The sequence below is a fragment of the Pseudomonas sp. PDM10 genome, from assembly GCF_014852295.1.
Classification (GTDB): domain Bacteria; phylum Pseudomonadota; class Gammaproteobacteria; order Pseudomonadales; family Pseudomonadaceae; genus Aquipseudomonas.
The window spans coordinates 303,571-326,281 of record NZ_JACVBJ010000007.1; the positions used below are offsets into that span (position 1 = coordinate 303,571).

Here is a 22,711-nt window from a genome sequence, read left to right on the forward strand (position 1 = left end):
CGAACATAGCGCTCGCTAAATGATAATCAATATTATTTGTGGTGGTTTTTAAACTGTTTAACCCGGTGAGCGTCGGAAAGTTGCCTTATATGCACGTTACTGCAAGTAGTGGGCGGGGTCGTTTTACCTTCTTTTCCTGGTCGAGAAAATGCTCTGGATCAAGGTTTTTCGCACAGTTTTGCGCTTGTCGCATTCCCCGTGGGAGCCGGGGTAGGTGGCGTTCATGGAAAAGGCCAATAGGCACGCAATGCGTAAGACTGCCGCGACTTTCCGGGTTCTCTAAATGCAGCTGTGACCCCCGTCGATTACCAGATCGGCACCGGTCATCCAGGATGACTCATCAGATGCGAGCAGGATGGCAGCGCCTGCCATATCTGCAGGCATGCCAGCGCGCTGCATGGGAATCTCCTTTTTTCTGTTCTGCCATACCTCTGGGGAATCCCGCCACTGATTGGCGTTACCACTGGTCGCGGTCAGCCCAGGTGAAATCGTGTTGACTCTGATGCCATAGGGTGCCAGTTCTACCGCGCAGCTTCGTGTAAGCATGGACAGCGCCGCTTTGCTCGCCTGATAAGCTGACATTCGGCTGACCGCCTTGAAGGCACTGACCGATGAGATGTTAATGATGCTGCCGCCCTGTTTGCGAGCGATGCAGTCTCTTGCAAAGCGTTGAGTCATGAAGAATGGAAAGCGGAGGTTGACCGCAAGGGTTTGTTCGTATTCGTCTTCGCTCAGCTCCAGAAATGGAGTACGGGTTATGAATGCCGGGTTATTGACGAGTATATCCACGGGGCCAATGGCTGCTTGCGCTTCTTCGAAAAGTGCATCAGTGCTAGTGCTTGCAGCATCCATAAGGGTGAAACCGGCCTGCTGGCCAAAGTGTTCAGCTAATGCAATGACTGCACGAGCCCCAGCTTCATCAGTGCGGGCGGTAATGAAAACATCGGCGCCCTGGACAATGAAAGCTTCGGCAATAGCTCTTCCAATACCAGCCGATGCGCCTGTTATAAGCGCTCGCTTCCCTTTGAGTCTTCCATTCATGATGAGTTAATACTCCGTGGTGAGAGTTTGCTGGTCGCGTGCGCAAAGTATGAATGTGACGTAATACTTGAATATAGAAGGTGTTTCACTTTTTGCTGGCGTGAAGTAATTTTTCAGAAAGTTCCTACGGATCATTCATCTACCAATGTGCGAACTTTCCTAAGCGTGGGTGAAGATTGATTTTATGAGATTGATCGTAGGCTGCCGTTAGGTAAATTCGGTGGCTGGATAGGTGGCATTGAAATCAGTATGGGTCTAACTCTTATGTCTATAGAGAGAGGTCGTGTATGACTGAGCAAAAAAACAAGTATATAAATACGGCCAGGTCCGTAGAGATTGGTAATCCATCCTGGGCGCTTGCGCAAAATTCGGGGCTGACCGATTTGAGTATCAAGCACGCTCCGCAGGGGCGTATGCAGGACCAGAATGGTCATTTGTTCATGAATATGTGCTCTTGTTCATATTTGGGTCTCGAGGTCGATCAACGTCTGGCGCGACGTGCCGCAGATTATGTGTTGAGTTGCGGTACCGTGAATTTGCCTACCTCACGTATCAGAATAAGGTTGAAAGAACTCGATGAGCTTGAAGACGCCTTATCGGCACATTTTAATTGTCGAGCATTCACAGCGACTTCCTGCAGTGCGGGCATCGTCGCGTCTCTGCCCCTGCTGGCAGCCGGTATGTTTACAGATGGCCAACGTCCCGTTTTGATTTTTGATAAGCATGCGCACTTTGCACTGAATCAGGTCAAGGCCATCTGTGGTGATGAAACGCAGGTTGTCACTTGTAATCATAATGATGTCGACTTTATTGAAGATATGTGCAAGCGCCATCCTTTGGTCGCGTATGTTGCTGACGGTGCTTACAGCATGGGAGGGAGTGCGCCTATTGAGCGGTTGTTGGCGTTGCAGGACAAGTATGGGATGTTTCTCTACTTCGATGACTCTCATTCATTAAGTGCCTATGGCGAGCGGGGTGAGGGCTATATTCGTACTTTCATGCCTGAGCTTAATCCACGAACCCTATTGGTTTATTCATTGGCCAAGGCTTTTGGCGCCAATGGTGGCGGTATATTTATGTCGGAAAAGGCCAATTATCAGGAGGTTTTTCGCCGTTTTGGCGGACCGATGTCCTACTCGCAATATGTAAACCCCGCCACTGTAGGCGCGGCCATGGCTTCCCTGGATATTCACAAGACCAGTGAACTGGCCGTTTTGCAGGAAAAGCTCAGTTCCAATATTCGTCTGTTCGACAGCATGTTTGTGACGGAACACGCGGGATCGGGTTTGCCGATTCGGGTTATTCCATTGGACAGTCCGGATATGGCGATCGGCGTTTCCGAAGGGGTATTCAAGCGTGGGTATTACACCTCAATGAGGGCGGCAGGAGTGATGTGACGGAAGCAGTTCAGTAGTGAAGCCATTGCTGATAATGACCGGCTTGGGCACTGGGATGCGCAATATCGTGCTGCTCCGTTTGCTGTTCGTCATGGCGAATGCCTTGGGTCCCTTTGCCGCTTTGTTTTTCCAGCGTCATTACCGGCTCGATAGTTCCGGGGTGGCGTTGGTGATTACACTGATGTCGGCGTTTTTCCTGGTGGGTAACTTGTTGGGAGGAGTGTTGGTCGGACGCTATACGTTCAGGACTCTGCTGGTCTGCTCTTCTTTTTGTTCATTTGTATGCTTGCTGTGCGGGATTTTGTTCAGCGCGCCGGTCGCATCCATTGCCATGGTTTTGCTGTTCATGTTCTGCGCGGGGCTGGTCACACCTGTGTTCAGTATCTTGACGTCCTTGACGGCTAACGATAGTAACCGCGTCGCCTCTTTTGGCTATTTGCATCTGGCCAGCAATCTGGGAGGGGCTCTGCTGTTTGTCATTGGCGGATATTTACTGGCTCTCGATAGCGTCTATCTAATGCTTTTTGCGCTGGTCACCAGTGTGTTGTGCCTGTTTTCAAGTGCCTGTCTGTCACTGCCGGAAAGCCACGGCAGCACGCCTGCAACAAGGGAAACTTCAATTGGCATAATGGCTGGTATACCGCATATCGTAATTGTCGCGGGTGTCATGTTCTTTGCGTTGGCGGTGCTGGATGCGCAGCGTCAGTACCATCTGCCTTTGTGGCTTGATGTGGTAACGGCGGGGAAGGCTGCCAGCCTGTTCGGTGCGGTAGGAATCGTCAATGCGCTGCTGGTGATCCTGTTGACGCAGTCACTGATTGCGTTGACGTCGCGTTTCGAGCCGCTCACCAATTTGGCTTTTGCCGCTATTTTCTACAGTGTCGGTTTTGGCGCCTATGCCTTGTTCGAACATACGGTACTGATTCTGTTGTTTGTTTTCTTCTGGACGCTGGGTGAGATTCTCAGCGTTACCTACGTCACCGCGCTTATCTCGCAAAAAACGCCATTGCAAACGCAACCTACGCTCTTTTCTCTTGTTCCGGTCGTGCTGGCGGGGGCGAGGATGGTGTCCGTGGGGCTGGGAGCCTTGCTGATCGCTGGTGTTGGTTTTCAGTTGAGCTGGAGCCTCTATGGGGGGCTGGGCATCGTATTTGGAGGCATCTGTTTTTGGGTCGGCCACAGGACAATTGCATTGCCCCGCGTCACATCGCGGGACAGGAACTAACAAGGGAATTGTGGGTTGATCGAGTCTTGTCGCTCAGCTCCAGCACAGTTAAGGAACTTCTATGCGAGCACAGTATGACGCGGCCTCTGTTGAAAGTACGGCTCAGGCCCAATGGCTTGAAAATGATGTATTCAGGGCGGTTGAAGATGCTTGCCGGCCTAAATTCTATGCCTGCTCGATGCTTCCCTATCCATCGGGAAAGTTGCACATGGGGCATGTTCGCAACTATACGATCAACGACATGCTGGCTCGCCATATGCGCATGAAAGGATTCAATGTCCTGATGCCTATGGGGTGGGATGCCTTTGGCTTGCCCGCGGAGAACGCAGCTATGAAGTCGGGTGTTTCGCCAGCGCAGTGGACACTATTGAATATCGCGGACATGAAGTCGCAAATGCTGCCTTTGGGGCTTGCCTTCGACTGGTCCCGGGAGATTGCCACTTGCGACCCTGAATACTACAAGTGGAGTCAGTGGTTTTTCCTCAAATTGCTGGAAAAGGGTGTGGCCTACAAGAAGACCCAGATAGTCAATTGGGACCCTGTCGATCAAACGGTGCTGGCCAATGAACAGGTAATCGACGGTCGAGGTTGGCGTTCGGGGGCTCTCGTCGAGAGGCGGCAGATTCCAGGTTACTACCTGCGTATAACCCAGTATGCCGAGGAATTGCTCTCGGCAATCGACACTCTGGATGGTTGGCCGGACAGGGTCCGCGCCATGCAGCGGAACTGGATAGGGAAGGTCGCAGGGGTACGTTTGGCTTTTGCCCACCGAATCCAGGACGCTGCCGGACAAGTGATCGACGAAGGCAAGCTCTGGGTATTTACCACCCGTATCGATACGCTCATGGGGGTAACCTTCTGTGCCGTATCCCCTGAACATGCACTGGCCAAACATGCCCTGGAGCTCAACCCTGGGCTGGAGCCGCAGGTGCACACCTGTCGACAAACGGCGAATTCCGGCCCATCCAGCAGCCAGAGCAAGTTTGGCGTCCCCTGTGGCTTGCATGTGGAGCATCCGTTAACCGGTGAGCCTGTCGAGCTGTGGATAACCAATTATGTGCTTGGCGAGTATGGTGACGGAGCCCTGATGGGGGTGCCTGCGCACGATGAGCGCGACTTCGAATTTGCCAATCAATATGGCTTGGCCGTCCGCCAAGTCATTGCCCGGAGCGATCACGTATTCGACCCGACGTTCTGGTCCGACAATTACACTTGTCGAGAGGGGCATCTCATCAACTCTGGTGTCTACGATGGCCTCACTGTTACAGAGGCGACCCAGGCGATTACCGCTGCGCTGGTTGAAAGCCGAATGGGTGAGAAGACTACCACTTGGCGCCTGCGCGACTGGGGGATCTCACGGCAGCGTTACTGGGGGACGCCGATTCCTGTCATCCAGTGTGAGCAATGTGGTGACGTGCCGGTGCCTTATTCGGACTTGCCGGTCGTATTGCCTACTGATTGCGTGCCGGATGGCAGCGGCAACCCGTTGCTGGCGCATAAGTCGTTTCGCGATGTGGATTGCCCACGCTGCGGAGCGGCAGCGCAGAGGGAAACAGACACCATGGATACCTTCGTCGATTCGAGCTGGTATTTCATGCGTTATTGCGATCCTGATAGCGATACCTCGATGGTGGGTCCCGGCAGTCGTTACTGGTTGCCAATCGATCAATACATCGGTGGTATCGAGCATGCGGTGTTGCATTTGCTCTATGCGAGGTTCTGGACACGAGCAATGCGTGACGAAGGGCTGGTGGATTTCAGCGAGCCGTTCAAGAACCTGTTTACCCAAGGCATGCTATTGCGTGAAAGCTATTACCGAAAAGCCGATGACGGTAGCCTGCAGTGGTTTTACCCCGCGCAAGTTGTGGTCGAGTATGACGAAAAAAGCCGTCCTCTGAGGGCTACGGCGCTTGAGGACGGTTTACCCGTCATCATCGGTGGCGTGGAAAAAATGTCCAAGTCGAAGAATAACGTCGTCGAGCCGAAAGACATCATTAACAAGTTCGGCGCTGACACCGCCCGACTTTTCACAATCTTTGCAGGTCCTCCTGATCAGAGCACGATCTGGAGCGATAGCGGCGTTGAAGGTGCCTATCGCTTTCTGCGCCGGCTCTGGAGCTTCTTCCACGACGATCAGGCTCGGCGCTGTGCAGATGATCGGGTTGGAGACATTGCTGAATCGAAACGCGTGCGCTTTGAGATGCATCGTTTGCTGCAGCAGATCAACAACGATTACGAACGGCTGCAATACAACACGGTCGTTTCGGGTGCGATGAAGATGCTCAAGGTGCTGGAGGGGGGCAGGGGTGCCGGCCCACAAGTGGCCCGCGAAGGCATGGCGATCCTGTTGCAGGTTCTGCACCCTGTGACGCCGCACATCACTCAGGTCCTTTGGACGGGGGGTGGGTTCGAAGGCGATATTTACGACAGTTCGTGGCCCATGCCGGACAGCGAAGCCTTGGAACAGGACGAAGTAAAAATGATGGTGCAGATAAATGGCAAGTTGCGCGGGCACATTATGATCGAGGCTGATGCCGAGCATGACGCCATTCGGTACCGGGCGTCATCCGACGCAGAGTTGCGCAACCACTTGAAAGGGGCGGGCAGGATGATTGTGGTGCCCAACCGCCTGGTGAACTTCATCGTCTGAACTTTCGAGCTGGCGCACAGGAAACAAAGCACGGTTGCCGAGGAGGTGTCACCCTGGGTCGTCGTAGATGCTGAATGTTGGACCGCTTTCGCGAGCAAGCCCGCTCCCACAAGGTTTTGCGTTGTTGGTTAAATCACGCGCAAAAAAACGCCCCGAACCAGTCGGGGCGTCAGATGTGCGGCGTTGCAGTTAGCTTTCTATTCGGTCCGCAACGGCCGTTTGCTCAGGCAAATCGGATCAGTGGAACTGTTCTTCTTCAGTCGAACCGGTCAGCGCGGTTACCGAAGACGTGCCACCTTGAATCACAGTGGTCATGTCGTCGAAGTAGCCGGTGCCCACTTCCTGCTGGTGAGCCACGAAGGTGTAACCCTTGGCAGCGTCAGCGAACTCTTGCTCTTGCAGCTTCACGTAGGCAGTCATGTCGTTACGGGCGTAGTCGTGCGCCAGGTTGAACATGCTGTGCCACATGTTGTGAATGCCGGCCAGGGTGATGAACTGGTGCTTGTAACCCATGGCAGACAATTCGCGCTGGAACTTGGCGATGGTCGCGTCGTCCAGGTTTTTCTTCCAGTTGAAGGAAGGCGAGCAGTTGTACGACAGCAGTTGGTCCGGGTATTCCTTTTTGATCGCTTCAGCGAAGCGACGAGCCTCGTCCAGATCCGGCTTGGCGGTTTCGCACCAGATCAGGTCGGCGTACGGAGCGTAAGCCAGGCCGCGAGCGATGGCCTGGTCGAGACCGGCGCGCACTTTGTAGAAGCCTTCCTGAGTACGTTCGCCAGTCACGAACGGCTGGTCGTATGGGTCGCAATCGGAAGTCAGCAGGTCAGCCGCGTTAGCGTCGGTACGGGCCAGAATGATGGTCGGAGTACCGGCAACGTCAGCCGCCAGACGGGCAGCGGTCAGCTTCTGTACAGCTTCCTGGGTAGGAACCAGTACCTTGCCGCCCATGTGGCCGCATTTTTTCACGGAAGCCAGTTGGTCTTCGAAGTGAACGCCGGCGGCGCCTGCTTCGATCATGCTCTTCATCAGCTCGTAAGCGTTCAGTACGCCGCCGAAACCGGCTTCAGCGTCCGCCACGATTGGAGCGAAGTAGTCGATGTAGCCTTCGTCGCCCGGGCCTTTACCGGCTTTCCACTGGATCTGGTCAGCACGACGGAACGAGTTGTTGATGCGCTTGACCACGGTTGGAACCGAATCCACCGGGTACAGCGACTGATCCGGGTACATCGATTCGGCGGAGTTGTTGTCCGCAGCGACTTGCCAGCCCGACAGGTAGATCGCCTGGATACCGGCTTTAACTTGTTGTACAGCCTGGCCGCCGGTCAGGGCGCCCATGCAGTTGACGAAATCTTTCTCAGGACGGAAGGACGGTTTGGCGCCCTGGGTTACCAGGTTCCAAAGCTTCTCGGCGCCCAATTTTGCAAAGGTGTGCTCAGGTTGAACCGAGCCACGCAGGCGGACGACGTCAGCAGCGGAGTAAGCGCGTGTCACGCCTTTCCAGCGTGGGTTTTCAGCCCAATCTTTTTCGAGGGCTGCAATTTGCTGTTCGCGTGTCAGTGCCATGGAGATAAACCTCGTCGCATAGGTCTGGGTGGAAAATTCCTGCTCTTGCCAAATACGCATTGGGGCGTAAGGGGCTGCTCGCTGACCAGAAGCTTAGGTGGTCAAGTCGGATTCGGCGGGGGTGGCGACGGGATGAACGATGGGCTCGAGGGGAAGTGAGCAGGTAAGGGCGAACTGTCGAGCGCATTCGGGCGTCGTGGGCCTTGGTACGAACTTCAGTGTGGAGCCGGGTTACCTAATTACGCTTCCGTCCCTCGGGACAACTTCGTTCCAGTCGGCAACCTCGTCAAACACACCTTGTGGGCGGTACAGACACGAAGCGGCTCGCGGGGTAGGTGCGAACGGCGCTTCGAAGGCCCTTGCCAGGGCCCCTGATTAGCGGGAGCGAGGCCATCATGCCTTTGCTTTTTTGTATCGTCAAACGTTTTGTAGTGCTTTTTTTATGGCACTACATCTTTGGTCTAATACGACTAATCAGTCAGTTTTCGGTGGTTTAGTCCAAAGTATCGACTTTCACCCGCAGGGTCATGTCATCTCGGCCCTGAGTCGAGTAGCTGCGGGTCTGACCCTGTTTGTCGGCCTGAGTCTGGCGGTTTACGCCGGCCAGGGTGATCCATTCACCCAGTCGTCCCGTGACAGTTGTGTCGGTACTTTGCACATTCACTACATCGGGACGTTCCTGGCTCATACGGTCACGATTGGTGCTGATTGCGAGGTGAACGATGTCGCCGGTAACGCTGGCGGTGACGTAGAAACCCTGGGTGACGTTGCGGTATTCGGTCTGGCTTCGCAGATCGCCGTAGGAATCGGTCTGTGTGCTGGTGAGCGGAACGCTCTGGCCGACCTGGATCAGTGCCGGCGCCCCTTCGCTGGCCTGGATCTGCTGAATCCCGCCGTCACGGCTGTCGGTACTGCGATTGATGATGCGAGTCTGGCTCGGTTTGGCGCCATTTACCGAGTAACCCTGATCGCCCTGGAAGTTGTTTTCGTTGGTGTCGACAGTGATCAGCAGGCGCTTGGGTTGGGTGTCGAGTTGCGCAATCAGGGCTTTAAGTTCGTCGATCTTGCGCTGATCGGCATTGACGATCAGTTGGTTGCCATAGGCACTGACCTGGCCTTCCTTGCCGATGAAATCCTGGGCCATCGGCAGCATGTCGGCACTGGTGTGGTAGTTCAAAGGCACGATCTCGGTGGCGGCCATGACCGAAAAACTGCAGGTCAGCAGCAGCGTGGTGAGCAGGGTGCGTAGGGCCATTTCCGTTATCTCCGACATCTTGAAGTGTTGATATTGCCAGTTTGTCGGCCCGGCGTGGGGCAAGTTGAATCGTAGACAGCAAAACGCCCCGGCATCCGAGAATGACGGGGCGTTTTGTGGTGTTCTCTGTGGCGAGGGGATTTATCCCCGTTGGGTCGCGAAGCGGCCCCAAAATAACCACGGTGTATCAGGTTTTCCGCATGCAATGGTTTGACGGCTGCTTCGCAGCCGAACGGGGATAAATCCCCTCACCACAGGGTCTCAAACGGAGTGACGCACCATGTCCACATGCGGAATGCCTGCTTCCAGGAATTCCTCACTGACCAGGCTGAAGCCCAGGCGCTCATAGAACGCCGTGGCTTGTACCTGCGCGCTCAGCATCTGCTGCTTCAGCCCGCGCTTCTCGGCTTCACCGATCACCGCTTGCATCAGCGCATCGCCGACTTTCAAGCCGCGCCAGTCTTTCAGCACCGACACCCGGCCGACGTGGCCGTCGGGCAGCAGGCGGGCGGTGCCAATCGGAAAGTCGCCTTCGAAGGCCAGGAAATGCACCGCCGTTGCGTCATCAGCGTCCCATTCCAGCTCAGGCGGAACGGATTGCTCGGCGATGAACACCGTCTCACGAATGCGCCGGATCTCGGCGATGTCCTTCTGCCAGTCTGCGACACGAACGTGGATTTTATTCATCAGCAAACCCCAAGCTGCCTTGCTTGACCAGCTCGCACAGCAGGCCGCGGCCGTCTTCGTCGCTCAGCCAGTCGCCGAGGTTATCGGTGTGCAGGGCGTCGGCAGCGCAGATCAACTTCAGCAGCTCGCGCAGTTTGCCCGGCAGGTAACGGCTCTGGCCGCTGGCGAACAGCAGCAGGTCGTCATCGACTTCGGACCAGGCCATGCGCGCGCTCGGGTTGCGGATCAGCACAGCGCCTTGTTCCAGGCTGGCGAGAAAGTCTTCTTCTTCGACTTCTTCCGGGCCGACGATCAGTTCCGGGTAGCGCGGCTCGGTCATGTACTGGCCGAACCAGGTCAGCAGCAGGCGCTCGTCGCTCATGTGCTCGGCCAGCAAAGCTTTCAGGCGATCAAGGGCGTCGTGCTGAATCTGGTGTGGATCGACCGCCGGCAGGGCGTCGGCATCGGTGTAGCGCTCTTCATCGGTCAGGAACTGGCTGAGGAAGTCGGTGAAGTGAGTCAGCACTTCAGAGGCGCTCGGGGCGCGGAAGCCGACCGAGTAGGTCATGCAGTCATCCACCGCTACGCCGCAATGGGCCAGACGCGGCGGCAGGTAGAGCATGTCGCCCGGCTCCAGAACCCACTCATCGGTGGCTTCGAAGTCGGCGAGGATGCGCAGGTCCGCGTGTGGCAGCAGCTTGCACTCGGAGTCGCACATCTGGCCGATCTTCCAGTTGCGCTTGCCGTGACCTTGCAGCAGGAACACATCGTAGTTATCGAAATGCGGACCGACGCTGCCACCCGGGGCGGCGAAGCTGATCATCACGTCGTCGACGCGCCAGCTCGGCAGGAAGCGAAAGTTTTCCAGCAACTCGCTGACTTCTGGCACGAATTGGTCGACCGCTTGAACCAGCAGGGTCCACTCGGTTTCCGGCAACTTGCTGAATTCGTCTTCGGCGAACGGGCCGCGACGCATTTCCCAAGGACGCTCGCCGTGTTCGATCACCAGGCGCGATTCAACTTCTTCTTCCAGCGCCAGGCCGGCCAGTTCGTCCGGGTCGATCGGGCTTTCGAAGTCAGGGATCGCCTGGCGGATCAGCAGCGGTTTTTTCTGCCAGTAGTCACGCAGGAATTCGCGCGCCGTGATGCCACCCAGAAGTTGAAGAGGAATATCAGGATTCATGTGTAACCTATTGAAAAAAAGCACTTTTCAGACGGGAATAAAAACGCCCGGCGCTGCCGGGCGTCTCAAAAGGGTAAAGCGGTCGATCAGATGCGTTTGGCTTGCTCTACAGCGTTACCGATGTAGTTCGCCGGGGTGAGCAATTTCAGCTCGGCCTTGGCGGCGGCTGGCATGTCCAGACCGTCGATGAAAGTTTGCAGTGCTTCAGGGCTGATGCCCTTGCCACGGGTCAACTCTTTCAGTTTTTCGTACGGGTTTTCGATGTTGTAGCGACGCATCACGGTCTGGATTGGCTCGGCCAATACTTCCCAGCACGCGTCCAGGTCGGCAGCAATCTTCTGAGCGTTGAGCTCGAGTTTGCTGATGCCCTTGAGGCTGGCTTCGTACGCGATCACGCTGTGGGCGAAGCCGACACCGAGGTTGCGCAATACGGTGGAGTCGGTCAGGTCACGCTGCCAGCGGGAGATCGGCAGCTTGCTCGCCAGGTGCTGGAACAGTGCGTTGGCGATACCCAGGTTGCCTTCGGAGTTTTCGAAGTCGATCGGGTTGACCTTGTGCGGCATGGTCGACGAGCCGATTTCGCCAGCGATGGTGCGCTGTTTGAAATAACCCAGGGAGATGTAGCCCCAGATGTCGCGGTCGAAGTCGATCAGGATGGTGTTGAAGCGCGCGATCGCGTCGAACAGTTCGGCAATGTAGTCGTGCGGTTCGATCTGCGTGGTGTACGGGTTGAAGCCCAGGCGCAGCTCGTCTTCGATGAAGGCACGGGCGTTCTCTTCCCAGTCGATCTCAGGGTAGGCCGACAGGTGAGCGTTGTAGTTGCCGACAGCGCCGTTGATCTTGCCCAGCAGTGGAACGGCCGCGACCTGAGCGATTTGACGCTCCAGACGGTAAACCACGTTCGCCAGCTCTTTGCCCAGGGTGGTCGGCGAAGCCGGTTGACCGTGGGTGCGCGACAGCATTGGTACGTCAGCGAAACGGATCGCCAGTTCGCGGATGGCTTCTGCGGTCTGGCGCATCAGCGGCAGCATCACGTCATCACGGCCTTCGCGCAGCATCAGGGCGTGGGACAGGTTGTTGATGTCCTCGCTGGTGCAGGCAAAGTGGATGAATTCGCTGACAGCAGCCAGTTCAGGCAGCTTGGCCGCTTGCTCTTTGAGCAGGTACTCAATGGCTTTGACGTCGTGGTTGGTGGTGCGCTCGATCTCTTTGACACGCTCGGCGTGCTCCAGAGCGAAGTTTTCCGCCAGGGTGTTCAGCACAGCGTTGGCTTCGGCGGAGAACGCCGGCACTTCGCTGATGCCTGGGTGAGCGGCCAGGCGCTGGAGCCAGCGCACTTCAACCAGAACGCGAGCACGGATCAGGCCGTATTCGCTGAAAATTGGGCGCAGGGCCTGGGTTTTGCCGGCGTAGCGGCCGTCAACAGGGGAAACCGCAGTGAGCGAAGAAAGCTGCATGGGGTGTTCTCGGACAGTCGGGCAACGAAATGGGGCGCGTATCATACATGAAAAAATCCGCCGGTCCGTTGCCAACTGACCAGCGTCTTACGCGTTACAAATTACCAAGGGTCTTGCGGGCGCGGTTCAGCTGCTGCGCATCAGCGGGTAAAGCTCTTTGAGCAACTTGCGACGGCTGATCACCAGCTGCCAGCGATGACCGCCCAACTGCCGCCACAGGCGCGCCGATCGAATCCCGGCCAGCAACAGGGCGCGGATTTTCGAAGCGTTGCTCGGTTGCTGCAGGTTGCGCATGTCGCCGTGGACCTGAATGCGTTGGCGCAAGGTGCTCAGGGTGTCCTGATACAGGGCGCCGCACGCTGCAATGACGTTTTCGTGCGCCGGGCCGAAGTGCTCGACCTGGGATTGAATCTGCGGCAAACGCTTGCCGATCACGTCGAGCATGTCGTTGCGCTTGGCCAGTTGACGCTCCAGGCCGAGCATTGCCAGCGCATAACGCAGCGGCTCGCGCTGAAGGGTGCTTGGGTCGCGTTCCAGGGCGCCGATCAATGCGCGGTAACCTTCACGCAGATTGATGTCGTCGCCGCCGTACACTTCCAGGGTGTCCTTGGGGTCGCGAATCAGCAGGCTACCGAGCATGCACGTCAGGCCGGCTTCGGCGGTCTGGCCGGTCTTGGCGATCTTGTCGACCAGCACGGCGGCGAGGAACACGCCGCCCAGTGCCGTCAGTTGCTCCTGAGTCGGGCTCATTGCTGCTCGCCTTGAGGAGTGCCTTTGCTGGTCCACGGCTCCGCGACTTCGATCACGCCGCCGCCGAGGCAGATTTCACCGTCGTAGAACACCACGGACTGGCCTGGGGTGACCGCGCGTTGCGGGTCATCGAAGGTCGCGCGGTAGCCGTTGGCGGTTTTTTCCAGCGTGCAGGGCTGGTCGCTTTGGCGATAGCGGACTTTAGCTGTCAGCCGGCGCGGTTCGCTCAAGTCGATCGGGTTGACCCAATAGATGTCTGAAGCGAGCAGGGCGCGGGAGAACAGATACGGATGGTCATTGCCCTGGCCAACGATCAGCTCGTTGTGTTCCAGGTCCTTGATCAGCACGTACCACGGCTCGTCACTGGCGTCTTTCAAGCCACCAATGCCCAGGCCCTGACGCTGGCCGATGGTGTGATACATCAAGCCGTGATGACGGCCGATAACTTCACCTTCGGTGGTCTTGATCTCGCCTGGTTGGGCCGGCAGGTATTGCTTGAGGAAGTCGCTGAAGCGGCGCTCACCGATAAAGCAGATTCCGGTGGAGTCCTTTTTCTTCGCGGTGGCGAGTTCGTGTTTCTCGGCAATCGCGCGCACTTCGGGTTTTTCCAGCTCGCCGACCGGGAACAGGGTCTTGGCGATCTGTTCACCGCCGACGGCGTGCAGGAAGTAGCTCTGATCCTTGTTCGGGTCCAGACCCTTGAGCAGCTCGGTACGGCCATCGATGTCGCGGCGTCGCACGTAGTGACCGGTGGCGATCAGGTCGGCACCGAGCATCATGGCGTAGTCCAGGAATGCCTTGAACTTGATCTCGCGGTTGCACAGGATGTCCGGGTTCGGCGTGCGACCGGCCTTGTATTCGGCCAGGAAGTGCTCGAACACGTTGTCCCAGTACTCGGCGGCGAAGTTGGCGGTGTGCAGCTTGATGCCAATCTTGTCGCACACGGCCTGAGCGTCCGCCAGGTCATCCATGGCGGTACAGTATTCCGTTCCATCGTCTTCTTCCCAGTTCTTCATGAACAGGCCTTCCACCTCATAACCCTGCTCGATCAGCAGGAGAGCGGAAACGGAAGAGTCCACGCCGCCGGACATGCCGACAATGACGCGCTTCTTTTGTGTGTCAGAAGGGGCTGGATCACGCATAGGGATTCAATGAGTGTCTTTAAAAAGGACGCGATTCTAACAGGCCGAAGCCCGCAAGGCTAAAGAGAAGGGCGGATCAGTTCGAGGCCGAAGAGTTTGCCGTCCAGATAATCATCAATACAGCGGATGATCAGCTCACTGCGCCAGTTTGCGCGCTGTGCCATGAGTTCGTCACGCGTCAGCCACATTGCGCCGACGATGCCGTCATCCAGCTGATAGTCGGGGTGATGTTTGAGCGGTTTTGCGGTGAAGCAGACCCGCTGATAGGTCACGCCGTTGCTCGGAGCGGTGTAGAGGTAAATACCCACCACGCCAGTCGGCTCGACGTCCCAGCCGGTTTCTTCGAGGGTTTCACGCACGGCGGCTTCGATCAGGGTTTCGTCCGGGTCCAGATGGCCGGCGGGCTGGTTGAGCACCGTTCGTCCGCCTTTGGATTCTTCGACCATCAGGAAGCGGCCGTTGTCTTCGACGATGGTCGCGACGGTGATGTGGGGGTTCCACTCCATGAGGATTCCTCAAATTTCAATAGTTGCAACACTATTACTGTGGGAGCTGGCCCGCCAGCGATTGCGGTGAGTCAGTCACCATCAATGTTGGATGATAAATCGCTATCGCTGACAGGCCAGCTCCCACAGGTTTTGCGTTGTCTTCAAAAACACAAACCCCGGCACGAGGCCGGGGTTTGTGGTGTTCCCTTACAACCTTAAACCAGCGCAGCGATCGCGGCGTTGAAGGTGTTGCTCGGGCGCATGGCCTTGCTGATCAGCTCGGCATTGGCGTGGTAGTAACCGCCGATGTCCACTGGCTTGCCCTGAACGGCGTTGAGCTCGGCAACGATGGTTGCTTCGTTCTCGCTCAGGGTCTTGGCCAGTTCGCCGAACTGCGCTTGCAGTGCAGTGTCTTCGGTCTGGGCAGCCAGGGCTTGAGCCCAGTACAGCGCCAGGTAGAAGTGGCTGCCGCGGTTGTCGATGTTGCCGACTTTGCGCGATGGCGACTTGTTGTTGTCCAGGAACTGGCCGGTGGCCTGATCCAGGGTCTTGGCCAACACCAGCGCTTTAGGGTTGTTGTAGGTAACACCCAGGTGCTCAAGGGAGGCGGCCAGGGCCAGGAACTCACCCAGGGAATCCCAGCGCAGGAAGTTTTCTTCCAAAAGCTGCTGAACGTGCTTCGGTGCCGAACCGCCGGCGCCGGTTTCGAACAGGCCACCGCCGTTCATCAGCGGAACGATCGACAGCATCTTGGCGCTGGTGCCCAGTTCCATGATCGGGAACAGGTCAGTCAGGTAGTCGCGTAGTACGTTGCCGGTCACCGAGATGGTGTCCTTGCCTTCGCGGGTACGGCCCAGGGTGAAGGCCATCGCGTCGACTGGCGACATGATGCGAATGTCCAGGCCGGAAGTGTCGTGATCCTTCAGGTAAGCCTGAACTTTCTCGATCACTACGCCGTCGTGGGCGCGCATCGGGTCCAGCCAGAAGATCGCTGGAGTGGCGCTTGCGCGAGCACGGTTGACGGCCAGTTTGACCCAGTCCTGGATCGGCGCGTCTTTGGTCTGGCACATGCGGAAGATGTCGCCGGCTTCAACCGACTGCTCCAGCAGGGTGCGGCCAGCGCCATCGGAAACCCGAACCACGCCGTTGGCCTTGATCTGGAAAGTCTTGTCGTGCGAGCCGTACTCTTCGGCTTTTTTCGCCATCAGGCCAACGTTTGGCACGCTGCCCATGGTGGTCGGATCGAAAGCGCCGTGCAGCTTGCAGTCTTCGATCACCGCCTGGTAGATGGTGGCGTAGCAGCGATCCGGAATCACAGCCTTGGTGTCGTGCAGTTGACCGTCAGTGCCCCACATTTTGCCGGAGTCACGGATCATCGCCGGCATCGAGGCGTCGACGATCACGTCGCTCGGCACGTGCAGGTTGGTGATGCCTTTGTCGGAGTTGACCATGGCCAACGACGGACGAGCGGCGTAGACCGCCTGAATGTCCGCTTCGATCTGCGCTTGTTGCTCGGCCGGCAGGGCTTTGATGCGAGCGTACAGGTCGCCGATGCCGTTGTTCAGGTTGAAGCCGATCTGCGCCAGCACGTCAGCGTGCTTGGCCAGTGCGTCTTTATAGAACTCGGCAACGATCTGGCCAAACATGATCGGGTCGGAGACCTTCATCATGGTGGCTTTGAGGTGAACCGACAGCAGCACGCCTTTGGCTTTGGCGTCTTCGATCTCGGCGGCGATGAAACTGCGCAGCGCGTTTTTGCTCAGTACCGCGCAATCGAGGATCTCACCGGCTTGCACGGTGGTTTTTTCTTTCAGGACGGTGGTGGTGCCGTCTTGAGCGATCAGTTCGATTTTGACGGCGTCAGCGGCGTCGATCAGGGCAGCTTTCTCGCTGCCGTAGAAATCGCCGGTGCTCATGTGCGCGACGTGGGACTTGGAGTCCGCAGCCCAGGCGCCCATTTTGTGCGGGTGCTTGCGAGCGTAATTCTTGACCGACAGCGGTGCACGACGATCGGAGTTGCCTTCGCGCAGAACCGGGTTTACGGCGCTGCCCTTGATCTTGTCGTAACGCGACTTGGCGAGCTTGTCGGCGTCGCTGGTCACGGTTTCCGGGTAGTCAGGCAGTGCGAAGCCCTGGGCTTGCAGTTCCTTGATCGCGGCTTGCAGTTGCGGAACCGAGGCGCTGATGTTCGGCAACTTGATGATGTTGGCTTCAGGCGTAACGGCCAGGTCGCCCAGTTCGGCGAGGTGGTCGGCTACGGCTTTGTCACCCAGTTGCTCGGGGAAGCTGGCCAGGATGCGCCCTGCAAGAGAGATATCGCGGGTTTCCACGGCGATATCAGCGGAGGCGGTGAAGGCCTCTACGATAGGCAACAGTGAATAGGTGGCGAGGGCGGGAGCTTCGTCGGTGAAGGTATAGATGATCTTCGAGCGGGTGGGCATATTCGGATTAACTCTCTCTTCTTTGCTAAAGCGTGCGCAGAAAAACTCGAGGGGCGCCGGGTAAGCGCGTTCGTTCAAAGTCATCCATGAGCCGAATGTCGAGATTTCTTCGCGGTGATGTTGGGTGCATCAGTCGAGCGTCAAGCGGGTGGACTGCGGTAACAGCCCTGCTTTTTCGGGCTCAAAGTCTCGTAGTAGAGAGATCGGCCGTCGTGACTCTGTGGTCAGCGGGCGGCATTATACATAGGAAGCTGGCAATCTGCCGATGGTTCATATGCAACGATTGTCGTCCATTGGTCTAAAGGTCGCAGGGGCGAGTGGGGCGTAGAGTCTTGCACCGTGCTTGAGTTTGGCGCTTTTCCCTTTGCTTTCAGGCTTGTACGCCGCGAACTGTGCAGCTTTGCGGCAGATGGTTGGAACAGAGGGTTTGCGTGCCGATTTAACTGGGGTACGCTCGAACGAAGCCAGATGTTCAATCCAAACAATGGAGTTCAGCATGGGATACAAGAAGATTCAGGTTCCAGCAGTCGGCGACAAAATCACCGTCAACGCGGACCATTCTCTCAATGTTCCTAACAACCCGATCATCCCCTTCATCGAAGGTGACGGTATTGGCGTTGATATCAGCCCGGTCATGATCAAGGTTGTCGATGCTGCTGTTAAGAAGGCTTACGGCGGCGAGCGCAAAATTTCCTGGATGGAAGTCTATGCCGGGGAGAAAGCGACTCAGGTTTACGATCAGGACACCTGGCTACCCCAGGAAACCCTGGACGCAGTTAAAGATTACGTGGTTTCCATCAAGGGCCCTCTGACCACCCCGGTCGGTGGCGGCATCCGTTCCCTGAACGTGGCCCTGCGTCAACAACTCGACCTGTATGTCTGCCTGCGCCCTGTGCGCTGGTTCGAAGGCGTGCCTAGCCCGGTCAAGAAGCCAGGCGACGTCGACATGACGATCTTCCGTGAGAACTCGGAAGACATCTACGCGGGTATCGAGTGGAAAGCCGGTTCGCCGGAAGCGACCAAAGTCATCAAGTTCCTTAAAGATGAAATGGGCGTCACCAAGATCCGTTTCGACGAAAACTGCGGTATCGGCATCAAGCCGGTTTCCCTGCAAGGCACCAAGCGTCTGGCGCGAAAAGCGCTGCAGTATGTGGTCGACAACGACCGCGACTCGCTGACCATCGTGCACAAAGGCAACATCATGAAGTTCACCGAAGGTGCCTTCAAGGAATGGGCCTACGAAGTGGCAGCTGAAGAATTCGGCGCGACCCTGCTCGACGGCGGTCCGTGGATGCAGTTCAAAAACCCGAAAACCGGCAAGAACGTTATCGTCAAAGATGCCATCGCCGACGCCATGCTCCAGCAGATCCTGCTGCGCCCGGCCGAATACGATGTGATTGCGACCCTGAACCTGAACGGCGACTACCTCTCCGATGCCCTGGCGGCGGAAGTGGGCGGTATCGGTATCGCACCGGGTGCCAACCTGTCTGACACCATTGCGATGTTCGAAGCGACCCACGGTACTGCGCCGAAGTACGCTGGCAAGGACCAGGTCAACCCGGGTTCCCTGATCCTGTCCGCAGAGATGATGCTGCGTCACATGGGCTGGACCGAAGCAGCTGATCTGATCATCAAGGGCACCAACGGCGCGATTTCCGCCAAGACCGTGACCTATGACTTCCACCGTTTGATGGAAGGCGCGAAACTGCTGTCTTCGTCCGCGTTTGGTGATGCGCTGATTTCGCATATGTAAGCGAATAGGTATAAAAAAAACCGCCTTCTGGCGGTTTTTTTTATGACTGGATGACGGGTTGTATTAACTCGATACAGTTTCTTGCTGGATGGCAGGGGCGGCCTGCTCGTTCTCGGTCGTGACGGACATAATCTTCACGGCATGCAGCCCTTTGGGGCCCTGAACAATCTCGAAATTTACAGCTTGCCCAGCCTTGAGAGTTTTGTACCCGTTCATCTCAATGGCCGAGTAGTGCGCAAAGAAATCAATAAGATGACCGTCTTCGTCACGACCTTCTCTGGCATCGGTGTTAATGAAACCGAACCCCTTGGCATTGTTGAACCATTTCACCTTGCCGACTGACATACCCATATCCCTCTGCAACAGACTCCATCACTGGAGTATCATCCAGTTCATCCGCAGTCATTTCCTGGAAATAAGATTGACTCCGCGGACCTTTTTTACCCACTGTGGGCTCTATTGGTTGTAACACCGTTTTCCCGATAGTCAAGGTGACCGGGCAGTCGGAGTTGAAATCGTCCATAGCCGCCCCCACCACTGTATTTGCACAACTGACGAACCTTTCTTTCCATGCATGCAATCAGCCAGATTCGACTAACATTCAATCAGGATCACCCTGATTCACACGACGACGATTCCGCAGGCATTGCTGTTCAGGAGGCAAAGCCTGCTTTACAGGCGCCGCCGATGTACAAGGTGGTTTTGTTCAATGATGACTACACACCGATGGATTTCGTCGTCGAAGTGCTCGAGGTGTTTTTTAACCTGAATCGCGAGCTGGCGACCAAGGTCATGCTGGCCGTCCACACAGAAGGACGGGCAGTATGTGGAGTGTTTACCCGTGACATCGCCGAGACTAAGGCCATGCAGGTCAACCAGTACGCCAGGGAAAGCCAGCATCCGCTACTCTGTGAAATCGAGAAGGACGGTTAATCGCCGACCACTTGGGTATGAGGTGAAGCTATGTTAAACCGCGAGCTCGAAGTCACCCTCAATCTTGCCTTCAAGGAGGCCCGTTCGAAGCGTCATGAATTCATGACCGTCGAGCACCTCCTGCTGGCCCTATTGGACAATGAGGCTGCCGCCACCGTTTTGCGTGCCTGCGGCGCAAACCTCGACAAACTCAAGCACGACCTGCAGGAGTTCATCGACTCCACCACGCCATTGATCCCCGTTCATGACGAGGATCGTGAGACCCAGCCAACCCTGGGCTTCCAGCGTGTTCTGCAACGTGCTGTCTTTCACGTACAGAGCTCGGGCAAACGCGAAGTGACTGGCGCCAACGTACTGGTCGCGATCTTCAGTGAGCAAGAGAGTCAGGCAGTGTTCCTGCTGAAACAGCAGAGCGTTGCGCGCATCGATGTCGTCAACTACATCGCACACGGCATTTCCAAAGTGCCGGGGCATGGCGATCACTCTGAAGGTGAGCAAGATATGCAGGACGACGAGGGCGGTGAGTCTTCTTCTTCAGGCAATCCTCTGGATGCTTATGCCAGCAACCTCAACGAACTCGCGCGCCAGGGTCGAATCGATCCATTGGTAGGCCGTGAGCTGGAGGTCGAGCGCGTCGCGCAGATCCTGGCGCGTCGTCGCAAAAACAATCCGTTGCTGGTGGGCGAGGCGGGCGTGGGTAAAACCGCGATTGCCGAAGGCCTGGCCAAGCGCATTGTCGACAACCAGGTACCAGACCTGCTGGCCAACAGCGTGGTGTATTCCCTCGATCTGGGGGCCTTGCTGGCCGGGACCAAATACCGCGGCGATTTCGAGAAACGCTTCAAGGCGTTGCTCAATGAGCTGAAAAAACGTCCGCAGGCGATCCTGTTCATCGACGAAATCCACACCATCATTGGTGCGGGTGCCGCGTCCGGTGGGGTCATGGATGCCTCGAACCTGCTCAAGCCGCTGCTGTCGTCGGGTGATATCCGTTGCATCGGTTCGACCACGTTCCAGGAATTCCGCGGGATTTTCGAGAAGGACCGTGCTTTGGCCCGGCGCTTCCAGAAGGTCGACGTGTCGGAACCTTCGGTGGAAGACACCATTGGCATCCTGCGCGGCCTGAAAGGTCGTTTCGAAGCGCACCACAACATCGAATACAGCGATGAAGCCCTGCGCGCCGCTGCTGAACTGGCCTCGCGTTACATCAATGACCGGCACATGCCGGACAAGGCCATCGACGTCATCGACGAGGCGGGCGCCTATCAGCGTCTGCAACCGATCGAGAAACGCGTGAAACGCATCGAAGTACCTCAAGTCGAGGACATCGTCGCGAAAATTGCGCGGATTCCGCCTAAGCACGTCACCAGCTCCGACAAAGAGCTGCTGCGTAACCTTGAGCGTGACCTGAAGCTGACAGTATTTGGTCAGGATGCCGCAATCGACTCGCTGTCGACCGCGATCAAGCTGTCCCGTGCCGGCCTCAAGTCGCCTGACAAGCCAGTCGGTTCGTTCCTGTTCGCAGGGCCTACCGGTGTCGGTAAAACCGAAGCGGCGCGTCAGCTGGCCAAGGCGTTGGGCATCGAACTGGTTCGTTTCGACATGTCCGAGTACATGGAGCGCCACACCGTTTCGCGTCTGATCGGTGCGCCTCCAGGCTATGTCGGGTTCGATCAGGGCGGCCTGCTGACCGAAGCCATCACCAAGCAGCCTCACTGCGTGCTGTTGCTCGATGAGATCGAGAAGGCGCATCCGGAAGTCTTCAACCTGCTGCTGCAGGTCATGGACCACGGTACGCTGACCGATAACAACGGGCGCAAGGCGGACTTCCGTAACGTGATCGTCATCATGACGACCAACGCCGGTGCCGAAACGGCAGCTCGTGCTTCGATCGGTTTCACCCATCAGGACCACTCGTCCGATGCGATGGAAGTGATCAAGAAGAGCTTCACGCCAGAGTTCCGCAACCGTCTGGACACCATTATCCAGTTTGGTCGCCTCAGCCATGAGGTCATCAAAAGCGTGGTGGACAAGTTCCTTACCGAGCTTCAGGCGCAGCTGGAAGACAAGCGCGTGCAGCTGGAAGTGACGGATGCGGCGCGCAGTTGGCTGGCAGCAGGCGGCTACGACTCGGCGATGGGTGCTCGACCAATGGCGCGTTTGATTCAGGACAAGATCAAGCGTCCGCTGGCGGAAGAAATCCTCTTTGGCGAACTGGCCGACCATGGTGGTGTGGTTCACATCGATCTCAAGGACGGCGAGCTGACCTTCGACTTCGAGACCACAGCTGAAATGGCCTGACAGTTATCGCAAGAAAGCGAAAGGCGCCGAAAGGCGCCTTTTTGCTGTCTGCTGGATGTGCCTCAAACCCCTGTGGGATTGGAGGGGGCATCAAAATCCGCAAACAAAAACGCCCGGCATAAACCGGGCGTTTTGTATTGACTTGATTAGCGAGCGCGGTAAGTGATGCGCCCTTTGCTCAAGTCATAGGGCGTCAGCTCGACGCGCACTTTGTCGCCGGTAAGAATACGGATGTAATTCTTGCGCATCTTGCCGGAGATATGCGCGGTTACGACGTGCCCATTTTCCAACTCCACACGAAACATGGTGTTGGGCAGGGTGTCGACGACAGTGCCTTCCATTTCGAAGCTGTCTTCTTTCGACATGCAGTAAAGCCCTCGGTGTCCAATGAATGGCCCGGTGCAACTGCGCCAGGCAAAAGCGGCGTGCATTGTGCCCGAAAAATGGGGTTTAAGCCAAGGGGTTT

General features: G+C 56.9%; 18 protein-coding genes. 6 read left to right on the forward strand and 12 right to left on the reverse strand.

Going from position 1 to position 22,711, the window contains the following annotated elements; all coding sequences use genetic code 11:
* Positions 1 to 279 precede the first annotated feature (279 nt).
* Positions 280 to 1,041, reverse strand: coding sequence for an SDR family NAD(P)-dependent oxidoreductase (locus IB252_RS24595; protein WP_192410542.1), 762 nt, complete (start codon positions 1,039 to 1,041; stop codon positions 280 to 282).
* Positions 1,042 to 1,328: 287 nt separating this feature from the next.
* Between IB252_RS24595 and IB252_RS24600 the strand changes: the two genes are divergently transcribed.
* From IB252_RS24600 to leuS, 3 genes are all read left to right on the forward strand, one after another.
* Positions 1,329 to 2,438: an aminotransferase class I/II-fold pyridoxal phosphate-dependent enzyme gene (locus IB252_RS24600; RefSeq protein WP_225607568.1), complete on the forward strand. Its 1,110-nt coding sequence runs from the start codon at positions 1,329 to 1,331 to the stop codon at positions 2,436 to 2,438.
* Positions 2,439 to 2,454: 16 nt separating this feature from the next.
* Positions 2,455 to 3,663: an MFS transporter gene (locus IB252_RS24605; protein WP_318652737.1), complete on the forward strand. Its 1,209-nt coding sequence runs from the start codon at positions 2,455 to 2,457 to the stop codon at positions 3,661 to 3,663.
* A gap of 61 nt (positions 3,664 to 3,724) precedes the next feature.
* On the forward strand, positions 3,725 to 6,313 hold the full coding sequence (leuS, locus tag IB252_RS24610) for a leucine--tRNA ligase (protein WP_192410543.1): 2,589 nt from the start codon (positions 3,725 to 3,727) through the stop codon (positions 6,311 to 6,313).
* Between the two features lie 237 nt (positions 6,314 to 6,550).
* On the opposite strand, the gene aceA is transcribed toward leuS, so the two are convergent.
* The 9 genes from aceA to IB252_RS24655 all read right to left on the reverse strand — a co-directional run bounded on the left by aceA (position 6,551) and on the right by IB252_RS24655 (position 17,258).
* The gene (gene aceA / locus IB252_RS24615; RefSeq protein ID WP_053121621.1) at positions 6,551 to 7,876 is read right to left on the reverse strand and encodes an isocitrate lyase; all 1,326 of its coding nucleotides are present in this window, start codon (positions 7,874 to 7,876) and stop codon (positions 6,551 to 6,553) included.
* A gap of 493 nt (positions 7,877 to 8,369) precedes the next feature.
* The gene (locus IB252_RS24620; protein ID WP_192410544.1) at positions 8,370 to 9,131 is read right to left on the reverse strand and encodes a secretin N-terminal domain-containing protein; all 762 of its coding nucleotides are present in this window, start codon (positions 9,129 to 9,131) and stop codon (positions 8,370 to 8,372) included.
* 261 nt (positions 9,132 to 9,392) lie between these two features.
* The gene (locus IB252_RS24625) at positions 9,393 to 9,818 is read right to left on the reverse strand and encodes a GNAT family N-acetyltransferase (RefSeq protein WP_111448963.1); all 426 of its coding nucleotides are present in this window, start codon (positions 9,816 to 9,818) and stop codon (positions 9,393 to 9,395) included.
* Entirely contained in the window at positions 9,811 to 10,980 is a 1,170-nt protein-coding gene (locus IB252_RS24630) for a cupin domain-containing protein (RefSeq protein ID WP_111448962.1), read from the reverse strand. Before IB252_RS24630 ends, IB252_RS24625 begins: the two co-directional genes overlap by 8 nt.
* A gap of 86 nt (positions 10,981 to 11,066) precedes the next feature.
* Entirely contained in the window at positions 11,067 to 12,437 is a 1,371-nt protein-coding gene (gene purB / locus IB252_RS24635) for an adenylosuccinate lyase (protein ID WP_192410545.1), read from the reverse strand.
* A 126-nt stretch (positions 12,438 to 12,563) separates the two neighbouring features.
* Positions 12,564 to 13,187: a high frequency lysogenization protein HflD gene (hflD, locus tag IB252_RS24640; RefSeq protein ID WP_033057057.1), complete on the reverse strand. Its 624-nt coding sequence runs from the start codon at positions 13,185 to 13,187 to the stop codon at positions 12,564 to 12,566.
* Positions 13,184 to 14,329 (reverse strand): tRNA 2-thiouridine(34) synthase MnmA, encoded by a 1,146-nt coding sequence (gene mnmA / locus IB252_RS24645; RefSeq protein ID WP_111448961.1) that lies wholly within the window; start codon positions 14,327 to 14,329, stop codon positions 13,184 to 13,186. The genes hflD and mnmA overlap by 4 nt, the downstream gene beginning before the upstream one ends.
* A gap of 59 nt (positions 14,330 to 14,388) precedes the next feature.
* The gene (locus IB252_RS24650) at positions 14,389 to 14,835 is read right to left on the reverse strand and encodes an NUDIX hydrolase (protein WP_192410546.1); all 447 of its coding nucleotides are present in this window, start codon (positions 14,833 to 14,835) and stop codon (positions 14,389 to 14,391) included.
* Between the two features lie 197 nt (positions 14,836 to 15,032).
* Positions 15,033 to 17,258, reverse strand: a complete 2,226-nt coding sequence (locus IB252_RS24655) for an NADP-dependent isocitrate dehydrogenase (protein ID WP_192410547.1) — start codon at positions 17,256 to 17,258, stop codon at positions 15,033 to 15,035.
* Positions 17,259 to 17,754: 496 nt separating this feature from the next.
* On the opposite strand from IB252_RS24655, the gene icd reads away from it, so the two are divergent.
* Positions 17,755 to 19,011: an NADP-dependent isocitrate dehydrogenase gene (icd, locus tag IB252_RS24660; RefSeq protein ID WP_010458895.1), complete on the forward strand. Its 1,257-nt coding sequence runs from the start codon at positions 17,755 to 17,757 to the stop codon at positions 19,009 to 19,011.
* A gap of 63 nt (positions 19,012 to 19,074) precedes the next feature.
* On the opposite strand, the gene IB252_RS24665 is transcribed toward icd, so the two are convergent.
* A complete protein-coding gene (locus IB252_RS24665) occupies positions 19,075 to 19,356 on the reverse strand; it encodes a cold shock domain-containing protein (RefSeq protein WP_111449128.1) in 282 nt (93 codons plus the stop codon).
* Positions 19,357 to 19,581: 225 nt separating this feature from the next.
* Here IB252_RS24665 and clpS point away from each other — a divergent pair, with 225 nt between their 5' ends.
* Both clpS and clpA read left to right on the forward strand, forming a co-directional pair.
* Positions 19,582 to 19,944, forward strand: a complete 363-nt coding sequence (clpS, locus tag IB252_RS24670; RefSeq protein ID WP_027925124.1) for an ATP-dependent Clp protease adapter ClpS — start codon at positions 19,582 to 19,584, stop codon at positions 19,942 to 19,944.
* Between the two features lie 30 nt (positions 19,945 to 19,974).
* Positions 19,975 to 22,245: an ATP-dependent Clp protease ATP-binding subunit ClpA gene (gene clpA, locus IB252_RS24675; protein ID WP_008146900.1), complete on the forward strand. Its 2,271-nt coding sequence runs from the start codon at positions 19,975 to 19,977 to the stop codon at positions 22,243 to 22,245.
* Between the two features lie 146 nt (positions 22,246 to 22,391).
* On the opposite strand, the gene infA is transcribed toward clpA, so the two are convergent.
* Positions 22,392 to 22,610, reverse strand: coding sequence for a translation initiation factor IF-1 (gene infA, locus IB252_RS24680; protein WP_002553999.1), 219 nt, complete (start codon positions 22,608 to 22,610; stop codon positions 22,392 to 22,394).
* Positions 22,611 to 22,711 lie beyond the last annotated feature (101 nt).

What these genes read in the sequence shown, in the direction of transcription:
- infA (WP_002553999.1), bottom strand. Translation starts at nt 22,610, where the DNA reads ATGTCGAAAGAAGACAGCTTCGAAATGGAAGGCACTGTCGTCGACACC.
- IB252_RS24595 (WP_192410542.1), bottom strand. Translation starts at nt 1,041, where the DNA reads ATGAATGGAAGACTCAAAGGGAAGCGAGCGCTTATAACAGGCGCATCG.
- IB252_RS24600 (WP_225607568.1), top strand. Translation starts at nt 1,329, where the DNA reads ATGACTGAGCAAAAAAACAAGTATATAAATACGGCCAGGTCCGTAGAG.
- hflD (WP_033057057.1), bottom strand. Translation starts at nt 13,187, where the DNA reads ATGAGCCCGACTCAGGAGCAACTGACGGCACTGGGCGGCGTGTTCCTC.
- aceA (WP_053121621.1), bottom strand. Translation starts at nt 7,876, where the DNA reads ATGGCACTGACACGCGAACAGCAAATTGCAGCCCTCGAAAAAGATTGG.
- IB252_RS24665 (WP_111449128.1), bottom strand. Translation starts at nt 19,356, where the DNA reads ATGTCAGTCGGCAAGGTGAAATGGTTCAACAATGCCAAGGGGTTCGGT.
- icd (WP_010458895.1), top strand. Translation starts at nt 17,755, where the DNA reads ATGGGATACAAGAAGATTCAGGTTCCAGCAGTCGGCGACAAAATCACC.
- IB252_RS24625 (WP_111448963.1), bottom strand. Translation starts at nt 9,818, where the DNA reads ATGAATAAAATCCACGTTCGTGTCGCAGACTGGCAGAAGGACATCGCC.
- IB252_RS24655 (WP_192410547.1), bottom strand. Translation starts at nt 17,258, where the DNA reads ATGCCCACCCGCTCGAAGATCATCTATACCTTCACCGACGAAGCTCCC.
- IB252_RS24620 (WP_192410544.1), bottom strand. Translation starts at nt 9,131, where the DNA reads ATGGCCCTACGCACCCTGCTCACCACGCTGCTGCTGACCTGCAGTTTT.
- IB252_RS24630 (WP_111448962.1), bottom strand. Translation starts at nt 10,980, where the DNA reads ATGAATCCTGATATTCCTCTTCAACTTCTGGGTGGCATCACGGCGCGC.
- leuS (WP_192410543.1), top strand. Translation starts at nt 3,725, where the DNA reads ATGCGAGCACAGTATGACGCGGCCTCTGTTGAAAGTACGGCTCAGGCC.
- clpS (WP_027925124.1), top strand. Translation starts at nt 19,582, where the DNA reads ATGCATGCAATCAGCCAGATTCGACTAACATTCAATCAGGATCACCCT.
- clpA (WP_008146900.1), top strand. Translation starts at nt 19,975, where the DNA reads ATGTTAAACCGCGAGCTCGAAGTCACCCTCAATCTTGCCTTCAAGGAG.
- IB252_RS24650 (WP_192410546.1), bottom strand. Translation starts at nt 14,835, where the DNA reads ATGGAGTGGAACCCCCACATCACCGTCGCGACCATCGTCGAAGACAAC.
- mnmA (WP_111448961.1), bottom strand. Translation starts at nt 14,329, where the DNA reads ATGCGTGATCCAGCCCCTTCTGACACACAAAAGAAGCGCGTCATTGTC.
- purB (WP_192410545.1), bottom strand. Translation starts at nt 12,437, where the DNA reads ATGCAGCTTTCTTCGCTCACTGCGGTTTCCCCTGTTGACGGCCGCTAC.